19 protein-coding genes are annotated in these 22330 nt (G+C 69.8%); 5 read left to right on the forward strand and 14 right to left on the reverse strand.

The window, feature by feature from the left end; all coding sequences use genetic code 11:
* Positions 1-56: 56 nt before the first annotated feature.
* Positions 57-2420, reverse strand: coding sequence for a phosphoribosylformylglycinamidine synthase subunit PurL (gene purL, locus R3A49_11535; protein ID MEZ5171362.1), 2364 nt, complete (start codon positions 2418-2420; stop codon positions 57-59).
* A gap of 162 nt (positions 2421-2582) precedes the next feature.
* On the opposite strand from purL, the gene R3A49_11540 reads away from it, so the two are divergent.
* Positions 2583-2969 (forward strand): hypothetical protein, encoded by a 387-nt coding sequence (locus R3A49_11540; protein ID MEZ5171363.1) that lies wholly within the window; start codon positions 2583-2585, stop codon positions 2967-2969.
* A 21-nt stretch (positions 2970-2990) separates the two neighbouring features.
* Here R3A49_11540 and purQ read toward each other — a convergent pair whose 3' ends face one another.
* The 13 genes from purQ to dnaK form a co-directional block, all read right to left on the reverse strand.
* Positions 2991-3665, reverse strand: a complete 675-nt coding sequence (gene purQ, locus R3A49_11545) for a phosphoribosylformylglycinamidine synthase subunit PurQ (protein MEZ5171364.1) — start codon at positions 3663-3665, stop codon at positions 2991-2993.
* Entirely contained in the window at positions 3662-3931 is a 270-nt protein-coding gene (purS, locus tag R3A49_11550) for a phosphoribosylformylglycinamidine synthase subunit PurS (GenBank protein MEZ5171365.1), read from the reverse strand. The genes purQ and purS overlap by 4 nt, the downstream gene beginning before the upstream one ends.
* A 69-nt stretch (positions 3932-4000) precedes the next feature.
* The gene (locus R3A49_11555) at positions 4001-4852 is read right to left on the reverse strand and encodes a phosphoribosylaminoimidazolesuccinocarboxamide synthase (protein ID MEZ5171366.1); all 852 of its coding nucleotides are present in this window, start codon (positions 4850-4852) and stop codon (positions 4001-4003) included.
* The gene (gene purB / locus R3A49_11560; protein MEZ5171367.1) at positions 4849-6177 is read right to left on the reverse strand and encodes an adenylosuccinate lyase; all 1329 of its coding nucleotides are present in this window, start codon (positions 6175-6177) and stop codon (positions 4849-4851) included. The genes R3A49_11555 and purB overlap by 4 nt, the downstream gene beginning before the upstream one ends.
* A gap of 101 nt (positions 6178-6278) precedes the next feature.
* Entirely contained in the window at positions 6279-7610 is a 1332-nt protein-coding gene (gene purD, locus R3A49_11565) for a phosphoribosylamine--glycine ligase (GenBank protein MEZ5171368.1), read from the reverse strand.
* A gap of 1 nt (position 7611) precedes the next feature.
* Positions 7612-8898 carry an adenylosuccinate synthase gene (locus R3A49_11570; GenBank protein ID MEZ5171369.1) on the reverse strand — a complete coding sequence of 429 codons (1287 nt, stop codon included), beginning with the start codon at positions 8896-8898 and terminating at the stop codon, positions 7612-7614.
* A 118-nt stretch (positions 8899-9016) separates the two neighbouring features.
* On the reverse strand, positions 9017-10189 hold the full coding sequence (locus R3A49_11575) for a hypothetical protein (protein MEZ5171370.1): 1173 nt from the start codon (positions 10187-10189) through the stop codon (positions 9017-9019).
* The gene (locus R3A49_11580) at positions 10186-11433 is read right to left on the reverse strand and encodes a hypothetical protein (protein MEZ5171371.1); all 1248 of its coding nucleotides are present in this window, start codon (positions 11431-11433) and stop codon (positions 10186-10188) included. The genes R3A49_11575 and R3A49_11580 overlap by 4 nt, the downstream gene beginning before the upstream one ends.
* Before the next feature lie 17 nt (positions 11434-11450).
* Complete coding sequence (gene clpB, locus R3A49_11585) at positions 11451-14024, reverse strand: ATP-dependent chaperone ClpB (protein MEZ5171372.1); 2574 nt, start codon at positions 14022-14024, stop codon at positions 11451-11453.
* Positions 14024-14440, reverse strand: a complete 417-nt coding sequence (locus R3A49_11590) for a MerR family transcriptional regulator (GenBank protein ID MEZ5171373.1) — start codon at positions 14438-14440, stop codon at positions 14024-14026. Before R3A49_11590 ends, clpB begins: the two co-directional genes overlap by 1 nt.
* A 10-nt stretch (positions 14441-14450) precedes the next feature.
* The gene (dnaJ, locus tag R3A49_11595) at positions 14451-15593 is read right to left on the reverse strand and encodes a molecular chaperone DnaJ (GenBank protein ID MEZ5171374.1); all 1143 of its coding nucleotides are present in this window, start codon (positions 15591-15593) and stop codon (positions 14451-14453) included.
* Between the two features lie 55 nt (positions 15594-15648).
* Positions 15649-16257, reverse strand: coding sequence for a nucleotide exchange factor GrpE (gene grpE / locus R3A49_11600; protein ID MEZ5171375.1), 609 nt, complete (start codon positions 16255-16257; stop codon positions 15649-15651).
* A complete protein-coding gene (gene dnaK, locus R3A49_11605; GenBank protein ID MEZ5171376.1) occupies positions 16257-18113 on the reverse strand; it encodes a molecular chaperone DnaK in 1857 nt (618 codons plus the stop codon). The genes grpE and dnaK overlap by 1 nt, the downstream gene beginning before the upstream one ends.
* Before the next feature lie 243 nt (positions 18114-18356).
* Here dnaK and R3A49_11610 point away from each other — a divergent pair, with 243 nt between their 5' ends.
* From R3A49_11610 to R3A49_11625, 4 genes are read left to right on the forward strand one after another with little or no spacing between them, the layout of a single operon-like run.
* Complete coding sequence (locus R3A49_11610) at positions 18357-19715, forward strand: branched-chain amino acid ABC transporter permease (protein ID MEZ5171377.1); 1359 nt, start codon at positions 18357-18359, stop codon at positions 19713-19715.
* 19 nt (positions 19716-19734) lie between these two features.
* Positions 19735-20727 carry a branched-chain amino acid ABC transporter permease gene (locus tag R3A49_11615; protein MEZ5171378.1) on the forward strand — a complete coding sequence of 331 codons (993 nt, stop codon included), beginning with the start codon at positions 19735-19737 and terminating at the stop codon, positions 20725-20727.
* The gene (locus R3A49_11620) at positions 20724-21557 is read left to right on the forward strand and encodes an ABC transporter ATP-binding protein (GenBank protein MEZ5171379.1); all 834 of its coding nucleotides are present in this window, start codon (positions 20724-20726) and stop codon (positions 21555-21557) included. The genes R3A49_11615 and R3A49_11620 overlap by 4 nt, the downstream gene beginning before the upstream one ends.
* Positions 21554-22282 carry an ABC transporter ATP-binding protein gene (locus tag R3A49_11625; GenBank protein MEZ5171380.1) on the forward strand — a complete coding sequence of 243 codons (729 nt, stop codon included), beginning with the start codon at positions 21554-21556 and terminating at the stop codon, positions 22280-22282. Before R3A49_11620 ends, R3A49_11625 begins: the two co-directional genes overlap by 4 nt.
* The last annotated feature ends 48 nt before the right edge of the window (positions 22283-22330 follow it).

Below are 22330 nucleotides of genomic sequence, written 5' to 3' on the forward strand. Positions count from 1 at the left end.
ATCTCGGGGAGAAGCGGCGGGCCAGGTCGGGTCGGGGCAGGACGGGTCGGATCGGGTCAGGTCTGGTCGACGGGGGCCTCGACGGCGGTCGGGATGGTGTCGCGCCACGCTGACGCCGCTGCGGCGAGCGGGACGTCGAAGCCGCCACCGCTGCCGTCGCGGGCGGACAGCCTGTCGCCGCCGGCCTGTCCGATGACGGCGGCCGGCACGCCCGCGTCCTCGGCGGCGCGCACGACGTCATCGACGCTCTCGGGCTCGACACCGAGCACGACACGCGACGTCGACTCCCCGAAGCACAGCGCGCCCGGGGGTACGTCGGCATCGGCGGGTGTCGGGACGTCGTCGAGGTCGACGGCGACGCCGACGTCCCCGGCAATCGCCATCTCGGCGAGTGCCACGGCCAGCCCGCCGTCGGAGCAGTCGTGGACGGCCACGACGCCGGGTCCTCCGACGATGTCGGCCAGGAGGGTGTTCAGCGCGGCCGCCCGCTCCAGGTCGGAGACCGGCGGCCGACCGCCGTGGAGGCCGTGGCGGCGTGCCCACTGCGACCCTCCCGTCTCGTCGGCGGTCTCACCGAGCACCACGACGGACGCTCCGTCGGGAAGCGCCGTGGTGGGAGGTGGCGCAGCGAGGCTCTCGATCACGCCGACGACGCCGAGCACCGGAGTGGGGTCGATGTCGGCGCCGCCCGACTCGTTGTAGAACGACACGTTGCCACCGACGACGGGGAGGTCGAGCGCCTTGCAGGCCTCGCGCATGCCGTCGATCACCTCGCTGAACTGCCACATCACCTCGGGGTGCTCCGGGTTCCCGAAGTTGAGGCAGTTGACGAGCGCCTTGGGCACGGCGCCGACGCACGCGACGTTTCGGGCGGCCTCCAGCACCGTGAGGCGCGCGCTTGCGCGCGGATCGAGGCGGCACATGCGGGCGTTCCCGTCGGTGCTGAGGGCGAGGCCACGTTTCGTCCCGTCGAGGCGCAGCACGGCGGCGTCGTGGCCGGGGCCGACGACGGTGTTGAGGAAGAGCTGGTGGTCGTACTGGCGCCACACCCACGACGTGTCGGCGATGTCGGGCACGGCGAGCAGGGCGAGGAGCTCGTCGGAGAAGTCGGCGCCGGCACCGAAGCGGCGGGCGAGCTCGGCGGACGGGTCGGCGGCGGCGATCCCGTCGCGCCCGGCGGGTGGGGCCATCGGACGCTCGTAGCACGGCCCGTCGCCGAGGCTGCCGGCCGGGACGTCGGCCACGGGCGGTGAGTCGGAGCTGGTGCGAGCGGGCGCGTCTCCCGCAGGTGGCGGGGGGTTGGCGCCGGGAACCCCGAGGGCGTCGAAGGTGCCGTCGAACACACGGAAGCGGCCGGTGCCGGTGACACGCCCGACCACCGAGGCACGGATCTCCCAGCGGTCGCACAGCTCGGTGACCTCGTCGAGGTCGTCGGGCGTCACGATGGCGAGCATCCGCTCCTGGCTCTCAGAGGTGAGAACCTCGACGGCGGTCATCCCCGGCTCCCGGCGTGGCACGCGTGCGACGTCGAGGTCCATCCCGGCACCTGCGTTCGCCGCGGTCTCCGACGCCGCGCACGAGATGCCCGCGGCGCCGAGATCCTGAACACCGACGGCGAGACGGCGCTCGAGCATTTCCAGGCACGCCTCGATGAGCTTCTTCTCCTCGAACGGGTCGCCCACCTGCACCGACGGGCGCTTCTCCTCGTCGCCCTCGGCGAAGCCGGCGGACGCGAGGACGCTGGCGCCGCCGATGCCGTCGCGTCCGGTCGATGCTCCCAGCAGCACGGCGAGATTGCCCTCACCCTCGGCACGCGCGAGCACCATGCGCTCCTGAGGGAGCACACCGAGGCACAGGACGTTGACGAGCGGGTTGTCGCGGTAGGTCTCGTCGAAGACGAGCTCCCCGCCGACGGTGGGTACGCCGACGGCGTTTCCGTAGCCGCTGATGCCCGACACGACGCCCTCGAAGAGGTAACGGACGTGCGGGTCGTCGAGGGGCCCGAAACGTAGCGGGTCCATGAGGGCGATCGGGCGGGCGCCCATCGAGAAGATGTCGCGGATGATGCCGCCCACACCGGTGGCCGCCCCCTGGTAGGGCTCCACGGCCGAGGGGTGGTTGTGACTCTCGATGCGGATGGCCACGGCCAGCCCGTCGCCCACGTCGATCACGCCGGCGCCCTCCCCGGGGCCGACGAGGACCCACGGCGCCTCCGTGGGAAGGCGCCGCAGGTGGACGCTCGACGACTTGTAGGAGCAGTGCTCGCTCCACATCACCGAGAGCATCGCCAGTTCCTCGTGGCTGGGCTCACGGCCGAGGAGCGACACGACGGCGTGGAACTCGTCGTCGGTCATGCCGAGCTGACGGTGCAGCGGCGGGCCGGACAGCGGAGGCCCCGGGGGCGTTTCTTTCGACGACATCGCGGCGAGCCTAACGGGCGCGTCCCCGGCGTCCCGTGCTCACGACGGGCCCGGCCCGATGTCGTAATGATTGGATTTGTCGTCTCGCATTTTGACCCCGTTCTTCGCGTCGTTTAGCGTGTCCTTTCCCAGCGTTCTCCGACACGATTTCAGGAGTTGTCCATGGCGAAGAAGGCGAAGAAGACGCGTGGCGGCAACGCCGCCGGTAGCAAGGCCGTCGGCGAGTACCTCGAGTCGCTCGAGCAGAACCGCCCCAAGCGCGGGCGGAAGCGCACGAAGGCGTCGGTCGAGAAGGCGCTTGCCGAGGCGCAGGCGAAGCTCGACGCCGCCACGCCGGGGCGCCGACCCGCCTGGGCGGAGAAGGTCGTGCAGCTCCGCGGCGAGCTCGCCGCCCTCGAATCGACGGGCGATCACGCCGCCAGGGAGGCGGCGTTCGTGAAACTGGCGGCCGGATATTCGAAGGACAAGGGGATCTCGTACGCCGCATGGAGAGAGCTCGGCGTTCCGCCGGATGTCCTCAAGAAGGCGGGCATCACCCGCGGGTCGTGATCGGTTTTCCCGCCGTCGGGATCAGGCCGTTGCCGGCGTCGTCGACAGGAGCGACTCGAGCAGGACCACGCCGTCGGCCGAGCCGAGGATCTCGTCGGACGCCCGCTCCGGGTGCGGCATGAGGCCCACGACGTTGCGCCCCTCGTTGCAGATGCCGGCGATGTCGTCGCGGCTGCCGTTGGGATTGGTCACGTAGCGGAACACCACGCGGTCATCGGCTCTCAGCATGTCGAGCGTGGCGTCGTCGCAGACGTAGTTGCCCTCGAAGTGGTTGACCGGGATTCTGAGCACGTCACCGACGCCGGCGCGGTGCGTGAGCGGCGTCGACGTGGTCTCGACCCGTAGCTCCACCTCCTGGCAGAGGAACCGGAGGTGCTCGTTCTTCCCGAGGGCGCCGGGGAGGAGCCCCGCCTCGGTGAGGACCTGGAAGCCGTTGCAGATGCCCACGACGGGTCCGCCGTCGGCGGCGAAGGCGTTCACGGCCTCCATGACGGGCGAGAAGCGGGCGATGGCACCCGTGCGGAGGTAGTCGCCGTGGGCGAAACCGCCCGGGATCACGACCGCATCGATGCCGGTGAGGTCGGTGTCGCCGTGCCACACGATGCGGGCGTCACCACCCAGGGCACCCAGCGAGCGCGTCATGTCGAGCTCGCAGTTGGTGCCGGGGAAGACCACCACACCGACGCGGGTACTCATGGCGAGACGGCAGCCTCCGCGGGCGTCAGCTCGACGGTGTACGACTCGATCACCGGGTTCGCGAGGAGCCGGTCGCACATCTCCACGAGCTGCGTGTGAGCGGCGGCTTCGTCGGAGGCGTCGAGAACGAGCCGGATGGTCTTTCCGACGCGCACGTCGGTGACGTTGGTGTAGCCGAGCGCCGGTAGGGCGCGCTCGATCTCTGCGCCCTGGGGATCGAGGATCCCCTCCTTCAGCGTGATGTCGACCTGCGCAGCGAACTCCACGCCCCGATCCTACGTCTACGGGTAGTGCGTCGCTGAGGTCCGCAGGGCGGAGGCGGCCTCAACGACGCGCTACGAGGGGTTGGTGAGGCGCTCGTAGGCCTCGATGTAGCGGGCGCGGGTGCCGGAGATCACGTCGTCGGGCAGCGGCGGGGGTGGGGGGGTGCGGTCCCAGTCCTGTTCCGAGAGATAGTCGCGCACGAACTGCTTGTCGAACGACGGGGGCGACGTGCCCGGCGCCCAGGTGTCGGCCTCCCAGTAGCGCGACGAGTCGCTCGTGAGGATCTCGTCGATCACGGCGATCTCCCCGTCGATCACGCCGAACTCGAACTTGGTGTCGGCGAGCACGAGGTCGCACGTCGCGGCGTGCGTGGCGCCGTACCCGTAGAGGGCGAGCGAGTAGGCCTCGATCGTGTCGTAGGTGCTGCGGCCCACGAGATCGACGGCCTCGTCGACCGTGAGCGCCTCGTCGTGGCCCGTCTCGGCCTTGGTGGTGGGCGTGAAGACCGGCTCGGGCAGGGGATCGGCCTGGCGCAGCCCCGGAGGCATCGGAGCACCGTTCATCGTGGTGCTCTCCTGGTACTCCCCCCAGGCGCTGCCGAACAGGTAGCCCCTCACGATGCACTCGAGGCGGATCGGCTCGGCCTTCTTCACGAGCATCGACCGGCCGGGGGCGTCGTCGGGCAGGCCTCCGGGCAGATCGGCGGGATCGGCGCTGAGGAAGTGGCTGGGGCAGATGCCCGAGGTCTGTTCGAACCACCAGGCCGACAGCTGGGTGAGCGCCCAGCCCTTGTCGGGAATGGGCTCGCTCATCACGACGTCGAACGCGGAGATGCGGTCGGTCGACACGATCACGAGCCGGTCGTCGCCGACGTCGTAGAGCTCACGGACCTTGCCGGAGGCGACGTGGACCGGGTCGTTCACGACCCGCCGCCGGCCACCGTGGTGTCGCGAGGTTCGTCGAGCTCGTCGAAGACACGCCCGGCGCCCGCCAGGGCCCTGTCGAGGTCGAAGCAGGCGTCGAGGGCCTCGCTGTCGAGCGCGGCAGTGACCTCGTCGTCGTCACCGAGCACGTCGCGGAACGGGCGTCGCTCGTCCCACGCGCGGGTGGCGGCGGCCTGCACGAGGCGGTAGGCGTCGTCGCGGGTGAGGCCCGACGCCACGAGGGCCAGCAGCACCGGCTGTGAGAACACGAGACCGAACGAGGCGTCGAGGTTCTCGCGCATCCGCTCGGCGTGGACGACCAACCCGTCGGCGATCGTGGTCATGCGCACCGTCATGTAGTGGGCGAGCACGGCCGAGTCGGCGAGCACGATCCGCTCGACCGACGAGTGCGAGATGTCGCGCTCGTGCCACAGCGCGACGTTCTCCATACCGGCCTGGAGGTTGCCCCGCAGCACGCGGGCGAGGCCGCAGAGCTGTTCGGCCTTGACCGGGTTGCGCTTGTGGGGCATGGCGCTCGAGCCCTTCTGGGCGCCGGTGCCGAAGGGCTCGGAGACCTCGGCCACCTCGGTGCGCTGGAGGTGGCGGATCTCGAGGGCGCACTGCTCGATCGTGGCGCCGAGAGCCGCGCAGGCGTAGAGGAACTCGGCGTGGCGGTCACGGGCGATCACCTGCGTGGCCGGCGCCGGTGCGAGGCCGAGCCGCTCGCACACGTAGGCCTCCACCTCGGGCTCCACGTTGGAGTAGGTGCCGACGGCGCCCGAGAGCTTGCCCACCGACACGGCGTCGCGGGCGCGCACGAGGCGCTGCCGGTCGCGGCGCAGCTGGAGGACCCAGAGGGCGACCTTGCGGCCGAAGGTCGTCGGCTCGGCGTGGATCCCGTGGGTGCGCCCGACCATGGGCGTGGCGGCGTCCTCGTGGGCACGCCGTGTGAGGACCTCGTCGAGGCGGTCGACCACGTCGATCAGCAGCGTGGTCGCCGTTCGCAGTGTGGCCGACAGGGCGGTGTCGACGACGTCGGACGACGTGAGCCCGTAGTGGAACCACCGCGCGGCGGGCGTGCCGATGCGCTCCTGCACGACATCCACGAAGGCCGCGACATCGTGTTGAGTGACCTGCTCTCGGGCGTGAACGGCCTCGACATCGACGGCGACCCTCTCGCGCACCTCCGCCGCGTCGGCCTCCGGGACAGCGCCGATCGCCGCCCGTCCCTCGACGGCCAGCACCTCGACCTCGGCCCACATCGCCAGGCGCGCCTCGTCGGAGAAGAGGCCGGCCATCTCGGGTAGCGAGTAGCGGGAAATCACGCCGTCCTCCCTTCCGAACCCCCGCCGGGTTGGTGCGCTCCCGTTTCCATAGGCAACGGGAGTGCACCATCTCGGGAGGAACTCGGGCCGGGTTGGTGCACTTACTGGTCTCCTGGGACGGGAATCGCACCATCTCGGGGAGAGATGGCGGCGGATGCGGCGATGTCGCGGCGGTACTGCACGCCGTCGAAGTCGATGAGGCCCGCCGCCGCATAGGCGCGCTCGCGGGCGGCGGCGATGTCGGGTCCCAGCGCACTGACGGCCAGGACACGGCCACCCGCGGTGAGGACAGTGCCCTCGCCGTCGTCGGCCCCGAACGTCGTTCCGGCGTGGAACACCGCCACGCCGTCGAGGGCTTCCGCGGCGTCGATCCCTCGGATGACGTCACCTTTCCGTGGTGACGCGGGGTAACCGTCGGCGGCGAGCACCACCGTGACGCAGGCGTCGTCGCTCACCTCGACCGGCGTCGAGAGGGATCCCGACGCCGCCTCCAGGCAGTGGACGGCCAGGTCGCTCGATAGACGTGGCACCACGGCCTGGCACTCCGGGTCGCCGAAGCGCACGTTGTACTCCAGCACCTTCGGGCCGTCGGGTGTGAGCATGAGACCGGCGTAGAGCACGCCGCGGTAGGTGATGCCGCGGTGGCGGAGCGCGTCGAGGGTGGGACCGACGGCCTCGTTCATGACCGTGTCGATCACACCGGCGCCTGCCGCCGGAACCGGTGAGTAGGCGCCCATACCGCCGGTGTTGGGGCCGGCGTCGCCGTCGCCGATGCGCTTGAAGTCCTGCGCGGGCGGCAGCGGCACGGCGTTCTCCCCGTCGCAGAGGACGAGGACCGAGAGCTCGGCGCCGGTGAGCCCCTCCTCGATCACGACGGTGCGGCCGGCGTCGCCGAAGGCGTCACCCGAGAGGTAGGAGCGCACGGCGTCGCGGGCCTCGGAGTGCGACTCGGTGACGACCACACCCTTGCCGCCGGCGAGACCGTCGGTCTTGATGACCCAGAGGTCGCTCAGCGTGTCGAGAAAGGTGAGTGCATCGGCCTCCCGGTCGTGCGTGAACGCGCCGTGTCGAGCCGTGGGGACGCCGGCGTCGGCGAGCACCTCCTTCATCCACGCCTTGGAGCCCTCGAGCTCGGCTCCCGCACGGCACGGCCCGAATGCCCGGCGCCCGTCGGCCTCGAGGGCGTCGACCACGCCGGCCACGAGCGGCGCCTCGGGCCCCACGACCACGAGGTCGGCGTCGACCTCGGCCGCCAGCGCCACGACCGCCGCGGGGTCGGAGGCGTCGACGGGCACGCAGCGCCCGAGGGCTGCGATGCCCGGGTTGCCCGGGGCCGCCACCACCTCACCCACCTCCGGCGAGCGCGAGAGGCCCCACGCCAAGGCGTGCTCGCGCCCACCCCCTCCGAGGACGAGGACCGTCAGGCCGGCCACCTCAGGCGGCCCGGGGTAGGACGACGGTCTGGTCTCGGGCCGGGCCGACCGACACGAGCGGGATCGGCACGCCGACGAGCTCCTCGATGCGTCGCACGTAGTCGCGCGCCGCGGGCGGCAGGTCGTCGTAGCCGGACGACTCCCCGATCTCGCAGCCCCAGCCCGGCAGCGTCTCGTAGACGGGTCGGACCTTGTGAACGACCGACTGGTGGTAGGGGACGTGGTCGTAGCGCGTGCCGTCGTCGGCTTCGTAGGCGACACAGATCTTCAGCTCATCGAACGGTGCCAGGACGTCGAGCTTGGTGAGCGCCAGCTCGGTGAGGGTGTTGAGCCGCGCCGCGTGGCGCAACATGACGGCGTCGAGCCAGCCACACCGGCGGGGACGGCCCGTGTTGGTGCCGAACTCGTGGCCCCGCTCGGCGAGCAACGCCCCGACGTCGTCGTCGAGCTCGGTGGGGAACGGGCCGCTGCCGACTCGCGTGGTGTACGCCTTCGTGACGCCGATGATCCGCGTGAGTGCCTGCGGCCCGACGCCCGCACCGGTGCACGCACCGCCGGCCACGGGGTTGCTGCTGGTGACGAACGGGTAGGTGCCCTGGTCGAGGTCGAGGAAGGTGGCCTGGGCACCCTCGAAGAGGACCTCCTCACCGTTGTCGAGCGCCTCGTGGACGAGGTGGACCGTGTCGTCGATGAGCGGCTCGAGGCGTGGCACGTAGGAGAGGTATCGCTCGGCCAGCTCGTCGCCGTCGATGGGCAGGCGGTTGTAGACCTTGGCGAGGACGCCGTTCTTCTCGCGCAGCACGAGGTCGAGCTTCTGGCGAAAGATCTTGGGGTCGAGGAGGTCCTGCACGCGGATCCCGACCCGGGCCGCCTTGTCGGCGTAGGTGGGGCCGATACCGCGCTTGGTCGTGCCGAGCTTGGCATTGCCCAGGTAGCGCTCGGTCATCATGTCGAGCTCCTGGTGGTACGGCATGATGAGGTGCGCGTTCCCCGAGAGTCGCACACGGCTGGTGTCGACACCGCGCGACTCGAGCATGTCCATCTCCTCGATGAGCACCTCGGGGTCGACGACGACACCGTTGCCGATCACGGGTGTGGTGCTGTCGTAGAGCACGCCGCTCGGCACGAGTTGGAGCCCGAACGTCTCGCCGTCGACCACGATCGTGTGCCCTGCGTTGTGGCCGCCCTGGTAGCGCACCACGAGCGAGCTCTCGCGGGCGAGGTAGTCGACGAAGCGACCCTTGCCCTCGTCACCCCACTGGGTTCCGACGATCACGGTGCCGGGCACGACGACCTTTCCGGCGCGCCGGGGGCGCGCGCCACCAGATGTGGGAGATGTGCGGGGCCCGGTCGGGCCGGGAGGGGGGACTTCGCGGGGTACGCGGACGCGTCGGCGCTCACGTTGATCAGAGGTTACCAGAGTCGGCGTCGGACACGGCCTCCCGGTACACGGCCCGCACGGCGAACGCCGCCCGGAACTCGTCGAGGAGCTCGGCGAGGAACTCCCGGCGGTAGGTGGGGTCGGTCAGGAGGTAGACGGTGAAGTAGAGGCACGAGAACGCAGCGAGGAACGACGAGACCTTGAGGAGCTCCCACGTGAGCACGACGTCGCGCCCGGCGAGCTCCACGTCGCCGATGACCTTCAGGTCGTCGCCGTTGAGCCCCGTCCAGAGCGTCTGGATCGACGGGGTGACGGTGAGCACGCCGAAGACCATGAGGAAGAGGAACATCCCGAGCGCCACCAGGCCGACCTGGATCGCCTCGGTGAACAGCACCGACAGGCCCACATTGCCCCACTCGCGACGACGGAGCGGCGGTGCCGCGACGTGGGGACCCTGGTGGAGCCCGACGAGCGGCTCCGCGGGAGTGCCGTTGACCCGGTCCGCCACCACCTCCCACGTGTCGAAGGTCGCCAGCTCCCCGACGTCGCGGGGAAGCCGCAGCACGGCGAAGAGCGTCGCCAGCCCGAGGAAGAGAAGGATCACGAGCCAGTAGAACAAACCGTCGAGGTCCGCGGCGACGGCCCAGATCTCGGCGTTGAGGAACATGAAGGTCACCACGAGCAGCAGCAGCGGCAGCGCCCGCACGACCAGGGCGAGCACGTCTCCGAGCTGGCGCCACAGCTGCCGGAAGCCCCACCCGACGAGCCGACCCACGGCGTAGCTCGCGAACAGGTACACAACGCCGAGCAGCAGCAGGTTCCCGATCAGGACGGTCAGTGCCTCGCCCTCGTGGACCCCGAAGAGCAGGGGTGGGATCGCCGGTACGACGACGAACACGCTCAGCTCGGGTATGCCGACGCGGTCGGGGCGGCGGAACGCCGGACGACCCTGGAGACGGTTGAGCACCGCCCACGCGGCGATGAACAACGCTGTCGTGCCGACGACGGCGACGACGTTCAGCCAGATCGGCCAGTCGCCCTCGAGGTTGATGCCGTTGACGATCTGGGCGAAGAAGAGGAACACGAGCACCGGCAGGGCGCGGGTGAACACATCACGCGACGCGCTGTAGTCGGCGATGAAGTGGGGAAGGCCTCTGCTGACGAACCACCGCTCGACGGCCTCGAGCTGCTCCTTCACCCCGCGGAACCGACGTCCTCGGACGGAACGGCTTCGTCCTGGGCGAAGACGGAGACGACAACGAGGTACACGACCAGCGGGAGAGCGACGAGGCCCAGCACCAGTGGGGTCGGACGTGGCCACAGGATCAGGAACACGAGTGATGCCACGACCCCTGAGCCCATCCACACGGAACGGTGACTGCTGAGACTCGTGCGCACGGTCCCGACGGCACCGCTCGAGGGGCTACGCCCGAGCGGGATCGCGTCGATCCACCCGTCGACGACCCGCCGGAGCCACGTCGCCCACCGGTACGGCCCCATCACCAGGCCACCGACGAACAACGCCAGCGCCACGATGATGAGGACGTAGGTCTGGTTGAGAAGACCACGAGCGATCGTGTTGAAGACCTCTCCGGCGGCGCGGCGCTGGAGGTCGGCATCCACCGAGTCCACGATGAAGCCCCGGGCGACCGAGAGTGCGATCAGCGTCACGACCATGACGCCGAGCGACGCCGCGCCGATGGCCATGATCGTGCGGCGGCGGCGAACCGCGGCGACCACCGCCCCGGCGAAGGCGACGATCGTCAGGACGTAGAGGACCTGTGCCACCTTGTTGAGGAGGTCGACGGCGTCCTGGAGCTCACGCAACTGGTCGCTGCTGTAGAGCGTGATCATGCCCACGTCCGGGCCGAGCTTGTCCTCGATCGTCCCCTTGGCCGAGTCGGGGAGCTCGAGTCCGGCGTCATTCAGCTTCTGGGCGACCGTGTCGACCACCGACGTGAGGTCGAGCACGACCTTCCCGTCGCTCGTCTTCAGGAACTCCTTGTCGTCGTTCAGGACCGCCGTGGCCTGCTCGTGGACGATGATGAGCGCTCTACGCCAGATCCTCGCGAACTCGTCGGAGCTGAGGACGCTCTGCACCTGCTCGGCCACGAAGTCCTCCACACTCGTCGTGATCGGACCGGCCAGGAAGGCCAGGTTGTCGGGCAGGCCGTCCTGCACGAGCTCCCGGGCGCCGATGGCCTCCGAGATCGTGACCGTGAGGCGCTCGGCGAGGGCGGTCGTGACGTCGGTGTCCGAGCTCAGCGGTGCGAGCGTGTCGACGAATGAGTTCGTCTCGAGGACGGTGCGCCGCACGTAGATCATGAGGTTTGCGCCGAGCAGCGACAGTGTGCCCACGACGACGAGCACGACCGTCACGATGCGCCGCCACCGGGGGCCCTTGTCGCGCGCCTTCTCGAGGGTCTCCTGGGCGTCGCTCACCCCCGCATCCTTGCACCTCAGGAGGCGGTGGCGGCGCTTCCCTCGAAAACGAGCTCGCCGTCGCTGCCGGCGTCGACGACGACCGTGTCGCCCTCCCGGTAGTCGCCTTGGAGAAGTGCCAGGGCGACGGGGTCGGCCAGCTCCTTCTGGATGACTCGTTTCAAGGGCCGTGCGCCGAAGTCGGGGTCGTAGCCCACACGGGCGATGTGTGCCCGTGCGGCGTCGGACAGCTCGAGCGAGATCCCCCGCTCACCGAGGCGGCCCCGGAGCTGGTCGACCTGGATGTCGACGATTCGGGCAATGTCGTCCTCGCTCAGCGACGTGAACACGACGATCTCGTCGACCCGGTTGATGAACTCCGGCTTGAAGTGGCTCCGCACCGCCCCCATCACCTGCTCCTCGGTGCCGCCGGCGCCGAGGTTGCTCGTCATGATCAGGACCGTGTTGGTGAAATCGACCGTGCGGCCCTGGCCGTCGGTGAGGCGCCCGTCGTCCATGAGCTGGAGCAGAACGTTGAGCACATCCTGGCTGGCCTTCTCGATCTCGTCGAGGAGGACGACCGAGTAGGGGCGGCGCCGGACCGCCTCGGTGAGCTGGCCGCCCTCGTCGTAGCCGACGTACCCGGGAGGCGCGCCGACGAGACGCGAGACGGAGTGCTTCTCCATGTACTCGCTCATGTCGACGCGCACCATGGCGTGCTCGTCGTCGAAGAGGAAGTCGGCCAGCGTGCGTGCCAACTCGGTCTTGCCGACACCCGTGGGCCCGAGGAACATGAACGACCCGATGGGGCGGTTGGGATCCGACAGGCCCGCCCGGCTGCGCCGGATGGCGTTCGACACGGCGGACGCGGCGACATCCTGGCCGATGACACGCTCGTGCAGCACGTCCTCCATACGCACGAGCTTCTCCACCTCGCCCTCCATGAGGCGCGAGACGGGAACCCCGGTCCAGCGCGCCACGATCTCGGCGACGTCCTGGTCGTCGACCTCCTCCTTGAGCATCGTGCGGTCGGACTGGAGCTCCGCCAGCGCGGCCGTCTTCTTCTCGACCTCGGCCTCCAGCTCGCGCATGACGCTGTAGCGCAGCTCGGCGGCCTGCTCGAGGTTCCCCTCCCGCTCCGCCTTCTCGGCGTCGCCGCGGGTCTGCTCGAGGCGCTCCTTGAGCTCGCGGATCTCGTTGATCGCGGCGCGCTCGTTCTCCCAGTGGGCGACCATCGCGGTGCGCTCCTCGGCGAGCTCCGCCAGCTCCGACTCGAGGGTGGCGAGACGCTCCTTCGAGGCGTCGTCGGTCTCCTTCTGGAGCGCTGTCTTCTCGATCTCGAGCTGGCGGATCCTGCGCTCCACGACGTCGATCTCGATGGGCATGGAGTCGATCTCGATCCGAAGGCGCGACGCCGCCTCGTCGACGAGGTCGATCGCCTTGTCGGGCAGCTGGCGGCCGCTCACGTAGCGGTCCGACAGCATCGCCGCCGCCACGACGGCGGCGTCCTGGATGCGCACACCGTGGTGGACCTCGTAGCGCTCCTTGAGGCCTCGGAGGATCGCGATCGTGTCCTCCACCGACGGCTCACCGACGTAGACCTGCTGGAACCGGCGCTCGAGAGCGGCGTCCTTCTCGATGTGCTGGCGGTACTCGTCGAGCGTGGTGGCCCCGATCATCCGCAGCTCACCGCGCGCCAGCATCGGCTTGATCATGTTGCCCGCGTCGACCGCACCCTCGGCACCGCCCGCGCCGACGATGGTGTGGAGCTCGTCGATGAAGCTGACGATCTCGCCCTCGGCGTCGGCGATCTCCTTGAGGACGGCCTTGAAGCGCTCCTCGAACTCACCGCGGTACTTGGCTCCCGCCACCATCGAGCCCACGTCGAGGCTCACGAGGCGCTTGTTGCGAAGCCCCTCGGGAACGTCACCCTCCACGATCCGGCGGGCGAGACCCTCCACAATCGCCGTCTTGCCGACGCCGGGCTCACCGATGAGGACCGGGTTGTTCTTGGTGCGGCGCGAGAGCACCTGGATCACGCGTCGGATCTCGTCGTCACGGCCGATGACCGGGTCGATCTTGTTCTGGCGCGCCAGCTCGGTGAGGTCGGTGCTGTACTTCTCGAGGGCCTGGAACGACTCCTCGGGGTTCTCCGACGTGACGCGGTGGCTCCCGCGCACGTCCTTCAGGGCCTCCAGAACCGCGTCGTGCGTGATGCCGAGCCCGCGCAGGAGGTCTCCCACGCCGCCGGCGACCTCGGTCATCGCGAGGAGGAGGTGCTCGGTGGAGAGATAGTCGTCGCCCAGCTCACCACGCTCGTCGTCGGCCGCTTCGAGGACCTCGTAGGTCGGGCGTTCCAGCGCCGGGTCCTGCGTGGCGCCGTACACGGACGGGAGCTTCCCGAGTGCCTCGTCGGCGGCGTCGATCGCCGACTTGGGCGACACACCGATGCGCTCCAGGACCGGCAGGACGATGCCCTCGGGCTGCCCGAGGAGCGCGACGAGGAGGTGCATCGGCGTGACCTGCGAGTTGTTGCGCTCGCGCGCGAGCGCCTGGGCGGCGCCGAGTGCCTCCTGTGTCTTGCGGGTGAACCTGTTGGGATCCAGGGGCATCAGACCATCCTCCTCCCCGCGCCGCGACGGATCGGGAGCCGGGTGCGGTTCACGGGCACGAGGTCCCGTCGGTAGCTGCGGTGAACACTCTCGATCTCCTCGGCGGCCTCACGCTGCACGTCTCTCAGCCGGCGTCTGAGTTCGGCGACGCGTTGCTTCACGGCCGCGAGCTCCTCCTCGAGCTGGAGGACACGCTGCACGCCGGCCAGGTTGAGGCCCTCGGACGTGAGCTCCTGGATCCTCGCCAGGAGCGCGACGTCGGCGTCGGAGTAACGACGGCTGCGGCCTCCGGTGCGCTCGGGCTCGATGAGGCCCTTGCGCTCGTAGAGCCGCAGCGTCTGCGGGTGCAGCCCCGCCAGGTCGGCTGCCACGGAGATCACGTAGAGAGCCCGGTCGTTCTCTTCTGTGGACGACACGATCGCCTCCTCACACACCCAGATCCGCGCGCGGATTCTCGTCCATCGTCTCGGCCAGGGCCTCCACGGCCTGCCGCTCCTGCTTGCCCATCTTCTTCGGAACGTCGACCGTGAACGTCACCAGCAGATCGCCCGCCTTGCCCTTCTTCGGCTTCACGCCCCTGCCGCGGATCCGCTGCACCGCTCCGCTCGCCGTGCCGGGCTTGATCTTCACCGACACGGGCTCGTCGAGGGTGGGGACCTTCACGGTGGCGCCCAGGGCCGCCTCGGCGTAGGTGACCGGAACAGCGACGCTGAGGTCCTTCTTCCCGGAGCGACCCAGGAACGCGTGCGGCTTCACGTGGACGACGACGTAGAGGTCGCCGGCGGGGCCCCCGTTGGCACCGGCACCCCCACGACCCTTCACGCGGATGCGCTGGCCGTTCGTGACGCCGGCGGGAATCCGCACCTTGACGGTGCGCGGGCGGCGCTCGACACCGTGGCCGCGACAGTGGGTGCACGGGTCGCGGACGATCCGGCCGGCGCCTCCGCACGCGGGGCACATCTCGGAGAACGAGAACGGTCCCTGGTCGACAGCGATGTGCCCGGTGCCCCCGCACTGAGAGCACGCCTCGGGAACGGTTCCGGGCGCGGCACCGGTTCCGTGGCACACCGAGCACGTGGCGTCGGCCGTGAACGACACGGACGTCTCCACGCCGCGCACGGCATCGGCGAAGTCGAGCGTGAGCTCCGTCTCCAGATCCTGGCCCCGGCGCGGCCCGGCGGTGCCGCCGCCACGACGCGAGCGACCGCCGCCACCGAACATCTGGCCGAGGATGTCGCCGAGGTCGGCGCCCTGGGCACCCCCGAAACCCCCGAATCCCCCGCCGCCGGGCTGACCGAAGCCGCCCATGCCGTCGGGACCGATGCCCGACGCCACCATCTCGCGGACCTCGTCGTACTCCTTCTTCTTCTCGGCGTCACCGAGGACCTCGTAGGCGGCCGAGATGTCCTTGAACCTCTCCTCGGCCGCGGCGTCGCCCTGGTTGGCGTCGGGGTGGTTCTCCTTGGCGAGCTTGCGGTAGGCCTTGGAGATCTCGTCGGAGGACGCGCTCGACGACACGCCGAGGTCGGCGTAGTAGTCCTTCTCGAACCACTCACGCTTGGGTGTCACGCTGTCCTCCTCTCGTCAGGTCGGCTCTCCGGGGTCGGGGTGTGAGAACGCTTCGTCAGCGGGCCACCTTGACCATCGCCGGGCGTACGACGCGGCCCTTGAGCTTGTAGCCGGTGCGGACGGTCTCGACGACCTTCGTGGCGCCCGGCTCGCCCGGATCATCGACCTCCACCGTCATGACGGCCTCGTGCTCGGTGGGGTCGAACTCCGCGCCCTCGGCGACGATCCGCTCGAGGCCTGCCTTCTCGAGGGCGCCGAGGAACTCCGCGAACACGAGCTCGACGCCCTTGCGGACGTTCTCCACCTCGGAGGTGTCCTCCATACCCACGAGCGCGAGCTCGAAGTTGTCGAGGACGGGCAGCAGCTCCTCCACGAGACCCTCCGTGGCACGGGCGGCGCGCTCGGCCTGCTCGCGTCGGGTGCGCTTGCGGTAGTTCTCGAAGTCGGCCTGGACGCGCCGCACCTGCTCGAGAAGCTCGTCGCGCTCGCGCTCGACGGCGTCCGTGACGTCGTCGTCCGCGGAGGGCTGCCTCGCGACGGCGTCGTTGCCGACACGGTCCTCGGCGACCCCACCCTCGACGACCCCACCGTCGACGACGCTGTCGCCCTCCTCGTCGGATGCGGGCGGGTCGTCGACGGGCGTCGGCTCCTGCCGCTGCGGCATCAGGCGTCGTCCCCGCCGTCGTCGACGATCTCGGCGTCGGCCACCTCGTCGTCGTCGGGCGGCGCCTCACCGCCCGCGGACGCTCCGTCCTGGGCTGCACCTGCCTGCTGCTGGGCGGACGTGGCGGCGTAGAGGCGCTGCGAGAACTCCTGCTGCGCCCCCACCAGGGCCTGGTGCGCCTCCTTGATGGCGTCGACGTCGTCGCCCGCCAGCGCCTCCTTGAGCGTGGACAGCGGCCCCTCGATGGACGAGCGGTCCTCGTCGGACACCTTGTCGGCGTTCTCGGTGAGCAGCTTCTCGGTCTGGTAGACGAGCTGGTCGGCGTTGTTGCGCGTCTCGGCCGCCTCGCGTCGCTTGGCGTCCTCCTCGGCGTGCTCCTCGGCCTTCTTGATCATCTCGTCGATGTCCTCGTCGGCGAGCGCCGTGCCGCCCGTGATGGTCATCGCCTGCTCCTTGCCGGTGCCGAGGTCCTTGGCCGACACGTGCACGATGCCGTTGGCGTCGATGTCGAAGGTGACCTCGATCTGGGGCACCCCGCGAGGGGCGGGCGGCAGACCGACGAGCTGGAAGGTCCCCAGCGTCTTGTTACGGTCCGCCATCTCGCTCTCGCCCTGGAGCACCTTGATCTCGACACTCGGCTGGTTGTCGGCCGCGGTGGTGAACACCTCGGTGCTCTTGGTGGGGATCGTCGTGTTGCGCTCGATCTGGCGCGTCATGACGCCGCCCTGGGTCTCGATGCCCAGCGACAGCGGCGTGACGTCGAGGAGGAGCACGTCCTTCACGTCGCCCTTGAGCACGCCTGCCTGGACCGAGGCGCCGATGGCGACGACCTCGTCGGGGTTGACACCCTTGTGCGCCTCCTTGCCCGTGAGGCTCTGCACGAGCTCGGCCACGGCGGGCATGCGCGTGGAGCCACCCACGAGGATCACGTCGTCGATGGCGGACGTGTCGATACCGGCGTCCTTGATGGCCTGCTCGAACGGTCCCTTGCAGGCGTCGAGCAGGTCGGCGGTGAGGTCCTGGAACTTGGAGCGCGACAGCGTGAGCTCCAGGTGCTTGGGGCCGTCGGCGGTGGCCGTGATGAACGGCAGGTTGATCGACGTCTCCTGGAGGGTCGACAGCTCGATCTTGGCCTTCTCGGCCGCCTCCTTGAGTCGCTGGCCGGCCATCTTGTCGTTCGACAGGTCGACGCCCTCGGTGTTCTTGAACTCCGTGACCATCCACTCGATGACGCGCTCGTCCCAGTCGTCACCGCCGAGGCTGGAGTTCCCGGCCGTGGCCTTCACCTCGAAGACACCGTCGCCGAGCTCGAGCAGTGACACGTCGAACGTCCCGCCTCCGAGGTCGAACACGAGGATCGTCTCGTCGCTGCCCTCGCTCTTGTCGAGGCCGTACGCGAGAGAGGCCGCCGTGGGCTCGTTGATGATCCGCAGCACCTCGAGGCCCGCGATCTGGCCGGCCTCCTTCGTGGCCTGGCGCTGCGCGTCGTCGAAGTACGCCGGCACGGTGATGACCGCTTCGGTCACGGTGTCGCCCAGGTAGGACTCGGCGTCGCGCTTGAGCTTCTGGAGGATGCGCGCGGAGATCTCCTGCGCGTTGTAGTCCTTGCCGTCGATGTCGATGCTCCAGTCGCGCCCGATGTGGCGCTTGACCGACCGGACGGTCCGCTCCGGGTTGGTGATCGCCTGGCGCTTGGCCACCTCGCCGACGAGGACCTCGCCGGTCTTGGAGAACGCCACCACCGACGGGGTGGTGCGGGCGCCCTCGGCGTTGGGGATGACGGTGGGCTCCCCGCCCTCCATGGCGGACACGACGGAGTTGGTGGTTCCGAGGTCGATACCGACTGCTTTGGCCATGTGCCTGGTGCTCCTTGTGTCGTCGAAACGGGTCGAAAACGGGTTTCGTCAGCGTAGTGAAAAACCTTGAGTGTCATCGTATCAACTTCTAGGGGGTGGGGATCATTCCCGGCATCGCCCGAAATCCGCTGATTCTCAGGCGTCGGGGCCCGCCCCGCCCGAGGGCGCCGTGCGGCGCCGCCTCGGCGATCCACCTACACTCCCCACGTTCCAGCGGGGTCGGGCAGCGGGGCGGGAGCACGCGTGGGGGGAAGGATTCGCATCGCCGTGGGGGTGCTCCTCGTGGCGGCCGCGCTCTCCGGGACCCTCCCCGGCCTGATCCCCGGCGGCACCGCACCCGCCGGCGCGCAGGAGACGACCGAACCCCCCGGTGCCGAGTCGGCGCCCCCCTCCGAGGGGGCCGAGCCCGGCGAGGCCATCTTCGGCACGATCAAGGACGAGAACGGCGATCCCCTCGAGGGCGTCGTCATCGTCGTCGAGCTCGACGGCGACCTGATCGAGGAGACCGAGACCGCCGACGACGGCACCTTCCGTGTCGAGGTACCCGGCGCCGCCACCTACCAGGTGACCCTCGACGAGGAGTCGCTGCCCGAGGGCGTGGGCCTGCGCGATCCCGAGCGCGCCACCCTCACGGGCGTCCTCATCCGGCCGGGCCAGGAGAGAGCCGTGCTCTTCGCCATCGGCGAGGGGACGGCGACGGGCTCCCCGTCGATTCTCGAGCGCTTCCTCAACCGGTTCGTCGCCGGGCTCCGCCTCGGCCTCATCATCGCGGTGGCGGGCGTGGGCCTCACGCTCGTGTTCGGCACGACGGGCCTCGTGAACTTCGCGCAGGGCGCCCTCGTCACCTTCGGCGCACTCGTCGCCTGGTGGCTCAACGCGGCGAGCGGGGGGCCGGGCCTCCAGATCATCATCGCCGGTGCCGTGGCGGTCGTGGCGGGAGCACTCTTCAGCGGGGTCACCGACCTCGGGCTCTGGCGGCCGCTGCGGCGGCGCCACACCGGCCCCGTCGCGGCGATGGTGGTGTCGATCGGGCTGTCGCTGTTCCTGCGCCACATCTACCTCGTGATCTTCACGGGGCAGCCACGCCCGTATCTCGACTACACGGTCCAGCGCGCGTGGGATCTCGGGATCGTCGAGGTGACCCCCAAGGATCTCGCCATCATCGTGATCGGGACGGTCGCGCTCCTGGCGGTGGGGGTGCTCCTCCAGAAGACGCGCACGGGAACCGCCATCCGTGCCGTGTCCGACAACCGCGACCTGTCGGAGGCGTCGGGAATCGACGTGGAACGCGTCATCCTCGTGGTGTGGATCGCGTGCGGCGCCCTCGCCGCGCTCGGAGGTGTCCTGCTGGGTCTCACGGAATCGGTGCAGTGGGACATGGGCTTCCGGCTCCTCCTCGTGATGTTCGCCGCGGTGATCCTCGGCGGCCTGGGCTCCGCCTATGGCGCCATGCTCGGGGGGATCCTCGTCGGTGTCGTCTCGGAGGTCTCGACCTACTGGTTCCCCACCGATTTCAAGGTCGTCTTCGCGCTGGCGGCGCTGATCCTCGTGCTCATCGTCCGCCCGCAGGGGATCCTGGGAGTCCGGGAGAGAATCGGATGAGCCGGCCGGTGGGGCTCTGATGGACTTCGGGGGGATCTTCGCCGACGCCGTGCGCACCGCCATCGGCGTCCAGGCCGCGGCGTACGCCCTCACATCGGTCGGACTGAACCTCCACTACGGCTACACCGGCCTGCTCAACTACGGGCAGGTCGGGTTCATGCTCGTGGGTGCCTACGGCACGGCCATCACCGCCGACGCCGGGCTGCCGCTCGGGCTCGCCGTGCTCGTGGGTGTCGCCGCAGCGGTCGTGCTCGGCCTCATCATGGGCCTTCCCACCCTGCGCCTGCGTGCCGAGTACCTCGCCATCGTGACGATCTCCATGGCCGAGATCCTGCGACTGGTCGCACGGTCCCGCCAGCTGGAGTGGTTCAGCGGCGGGGCGTTCGGCATCAAGGGCTTCGCCGACGCCTTCTACGACCTCAACCCGATACCGAGCGGTCGCTACGGGTTCTGGGAGATCACCTTCTCGAGTCGCACGCTCTGGGTCATGCTGGTCGGGTGGGGCGCGGTGGCGCTGGCGTCACTGCTGGTGTGGCTCCTGATCCGCAGCCCGTGGGGCCGTGTCCTCAACGCCATCCGATCCGACGAGGACACCGCCCGGGCCATGGGCAAGAACGTCTTCTCCTACAAGCTCCAGAGCCTCGTGGTCGGTGGCGTGATGGGGGCTCTCGCCGGAACGCTGATCGCCGTCGACGCGCAGTTCACCGCCCCCGAGTTCTGGGACGCCGTCGTCACCTTCTTCGCCTACACCATCATCATCCTCGGAGGTCCCGGGAGGATCTTCGGCCCGATCCTGGGCAGCATGATCTTCTGGTTCCTCCTCGAGTTCACCGACAAGTTCCTGCGTGAGGCCATCAAAGCCGACTGGCCGGTGATCAGCCTGCTGGATCCCACTGACATCGGCGCGGTGCGCTTCGCCCTCGTGGGCCTCGGCCTGATGCTGCTGATGATCTACCGTCCGCAGGGGATCCTGGGAAGCCGCGAGGAAACCCTGCTGGGTGACCAGCGATGAGCCCGACACCGGGAGCCCCGAAGCCCGACCCGATCCTCGTCGTCGACGGAGTACGCCGCACCTTCGGTGGCCTCCACGCTGTCGACGTCGAGCATCTCGAGATCCAGCGTGGCGCCATCACGGCGCTCATCGGCCCCAACGGAGCAGGCAAGACCACGCTGTTCAACCTGCTGACGGGCTTCGACAGAGCCGACGCCGGGCGGTGGTCGTTCAACGGGAAGCGCATCGACAAGAAGTTCGCGTACCAGGTGGCACGCGAGGGCATGGTGCGGACGTTCCAGCTCACCAAGGCGCTTCCTCTCATGTCGGTGCTCGACAACCTCAAGATCGCCGCCGGCCACCAGAACGGCGAGAGGTTCTTCACCGCGCTCGTGGCTCCGCTCTGGCACGGTCGGGAAGCCGAGATCGAGGAACGCGCGCGGGAACTGCTCGACGCCATCGGCATGACCGACAAGGCCGACGACCTGGCCGGCACGCTCTCGGGCGGTCAGCGAAAACTCCTGGAGCTGGCGCGCACGATCATGGCCGAGCCGTCGCTCGTCATGCTCGACGAGCCGACCGCCGGCGTGAACCCGGCGCTCACCCAGACGCTTCTCCACCGAATCACGGACATCCGTGACGCCGGTCGCACGGTGCTGTTCGTCGAGCACGACATGGACGTCGTGATGTCGATCAGCGACTGGGTCGTGTGCATGGCCGAGGGCCGGGTCATCGCCGAGGGTGAACCACGCGATGTCGCCGCCGACCCCGCGGTCATCGACGCCTACCTGGGCCGCGACCACGGTGAGCCGAGCCTCGTCGAGGAGCCCGGGAAGGAAGACGGTCCATGACCCCGCCCGTGATCGCAGCACACGACCTCGTCGCGGGGTACCTCCCCGGGGTCGACATCCTCCGGAAGTGCTCGCTCGAGGCCGCCGACGGCGAGCTCGTCGGCATCATCGGGCCCAACGGCGCGGGGAAGTCGACGCTGCTCAAGGCCCTCTTCGGGCTCGTCGCCGTCCGCTCCGGCACCGTGACGCTGCGCGACGAGGACATCACGAGCCTGGCACCCCACGAGCTGGTGAACCACGGTGTGGGCTACGTACCCCAGAGCGCCAACGTCTTTGCGACGCTCACCGTCGAGGACAACCTCCGCATGGGGTGCTTCCTCGCTCCCCACGCCTTCAAGCGGCGCGTCGAGGAGCTCACGGAACACTTCCCGATCCTGGCGGAGCGGCGTGGTCAGCGGGCGGGGTCGCTCTCGGGAGGGGAGCGCCAGCGCCTCGCCATGGCCCGCGCTCTCATGACCGAGCCGTCGGTGCTGCTCCTCGACGAGCCCTCGGCCGGCCTGTCACCCGCGATGCAAAACGACGTGTTCGACCGCATCGCCTCCATCAACGCCACCGGGACGACGGTGGTGATGGTGGAACAGAACGCCCGGCGGTGCCTCACGATCGCCGATCGCGGCTACGTGCTCGACCAGGGCACCAACGCCCACACCGGCACCGGCAGAGACCTGCTCAACGACCCCAAGGTCATCGAGCTCTACCTCGGCACCCTCGCCACCACCGACTGAACCCAGAACTGAGGCGTGCCGAGACGGGGCCCGGTCGCCCGGGCCCCG

The sequence above is a fragment of the Acidimicrobiia bacterium genome, assembly GCA_041394025.1.
Lineage (GTDB): Bacteria > Actinomycetota > Acidimicrobiia > IMCC26256 > JAOSJL01 > JAOSJL01.